This window comes from Enterobacter sp. HMSC16D10 (genome assembly GCF_001807145.1).
Taxonomy (GTDB): domain Bacteria; phylum Pseudomonadota; class Gammaproteobacteria; order Enterobacterales; family Enterobacteriaceae; genus Enterobacter; species Enterobacter roggenkampii.
The window spans coordinates 1-1,765 of the sequence record NZ_KV787830.1; the positions used below are offsets into that span (position 1 = coordinate 1).

3 protein-coding genes are annotated in these 1,765 nt (G+C 61.4%); all 3 read right to left on the reverse strand.

Annotated features, from left to right (window positions below):
* Positions 1–236 precede the first annotated feature (236 nt).
* From HMPREF3143_RS02920 to HMPREF3143_RS02930, 3 genes are read right to left on the reverse strand one after another with little or no spacing between them, the layout of a single operon-like run.
* Positions 237–659, reverse strand: coding sequence for a DUF1380 family protein (locus HMPREF3143_RS02920; protein WP_070531703.1), 423 nt, complete (start codon positions 657–659; stop codon positions 237–239).
* 55 nt (positions 660–714) lie between these two features.
* Positions 715–936, reverse strand: a complete 222-nt coding sequence (locus HMPREF3143_RS02925) for a hypothetical protein (protein ID WP_013087144.1) — start codon at positions 934–936, stop codon at positions 715–717.
* Entirely contained in the window at positions 933–1,625 is a 693-nt protein-coding gene (locus HMPREF3143_RS02930) for a DNA methylase (RefSeq protein WP_033488157.1), read from the reverse strand. The genes HMPREF3143_RS02925 and HMPREF3143_RS02930 overlap by 4 nt, the downstream gene beginning before the upstream one ends.
* Between the last annotated feature and the right edge of the window lie 140 nt (positions 1,626–1,765).

Consider the following 1,765-nt stretch of genomic DNA (forward strand, 5'->3'; position numbering starts at 1 on the left):
GAATGCACCGTGAAGGGTGCGAACGGGTGAGGACGGAGGCGTAAGCGAACCCTTGTGGCCGATGCGGCCGGGCTACAGTGAAGTCACGGCGCATGCCGTCACCGCACGGAGCTTCAGAGGAGTTTCATTGTCCCGACGTGGCCCGGAGGGCAGCGGCGGATAAAAGCGAAAGGCACTGACATCCTTTTCGCAGTGGATGGCCACCGGTTGCCGGGGCGTTACCCCGGCTCTCTCCCTTACGCGGCCAGCGTCTCCTGTAATGCGTGAACGTCCTTCAGCTCATTTCTGACGGATTCCGGCTCCTGCCGCCCGGCTTCCCAGGCCATACCGATCCGGTTTTCCAGCTCGCATTCATAGTTGCGCAGGATGCGGGACAGAAGTACCGCCGGTACACTAACCTCACGGTTTGCCGCTTCGCGCTGGCGGGTCAGAAGCTCGCTGACAGTCTGATTATTTACCCCCTCCTGGCGGTATTGCGTCATTTTCATTTCGCCGAGCGCCTTCATCACCTCCCGGATTTCAGCCCCGTCCGGTTCTGGCTGGGCTTCACGGCAGGCCACGCTAATCCCATCTTCCGTCCAGACCAGCAGGACCAGGGGTTCGTCAAACGTGAACATGTTTTCAAGCTGTACACAAAGTTCTTCGCGGGTTCCGTACATTGTTTTTTCTCTCTTGTAAGGGGTTACAGGCCGGGCCTCCGCCCGGCAGGGTCAGTCAGTCCTGAAAGGTCTCGTCCAGCACCAGGGCTTCGCGGTAGGCTTCCAGAAGCAGGGTGTTGATCCGGCGCAGGGTCTGCGCTGCCATACGTTCAGTAAGCGTTGCCGCGTCGTGCCGGTGCTGCGATTCGAGGCGGTTCAGCAGCATCCGCACATCACACATGGCATTGCTGAGCGCGGCCACATCCGCGCGCAGGTGTTCAAGGCCCGGGTAATTCATGCTGCCTCCGGCCAGTCAGGGTAAAACGCGCCGTCATTGGCCGCCGGCATCCTTCTCGCCCGTTCAACCTGTGCCAGACGGCGGACGCCGGCGGCGTGGTACTCCTCAAGCATCTCGATCCCGATATAGCGGCGGCTGGCTTCGGCGGCGGCCACGCAGGTGGAGCCGCTGCCGGCGAACGGGTCAAGGACTATGGCCCCCGGACGCGTGAGCGATTCAATCAGCGGTCGCAGGCTCTGCACCGGCTTCTCCGTCGGGTGGTGTCGGTTGCCCGTGTATTTCCAGGGGATCACGTCCGGGATAGGACGGTCCGGGGTTTGCGGCCTCCCCTTCGCCAGCAGGTAGGCGCTCTCATGGGTGTAACCCACGAACGTCGATTTTGAGGCGTAGGACTTGGCAAAGACGATATGGCCAACCACCCGGAAACCGGCCGCTTTCCACGCATTCAGAAACAGATCCGCGCGGTTCCAGGCATAGAAGCTCACCATCAGGCTGTCGTTTTTCAGCACGCGGTACATTTCATGACAGGCGGGCTGGAGCCATTCGGCAGAGTTGTCCCCGGCCAGGGTACGGCCGGTACGGTCCTTATAGCCAACCAGATACGGGGGATCGGTAAGAATAAAATCGACGGCTCGCGCCGGGAAACGGGACATCACCTGCACGCAGTCACCCAGAATATAACGGGACATAGACACACTCCTCTCTGATATGCGGCACCCTCTTGGGCCGTGCCGCCACAAAAACCCGGCTCTGAGCGGAGGACGCTGGGGCGTTCCCGCAAGCCGCAGCGCAAGCCCTTCACGGGCTGAATGCACCGTGAAGGGTGCGA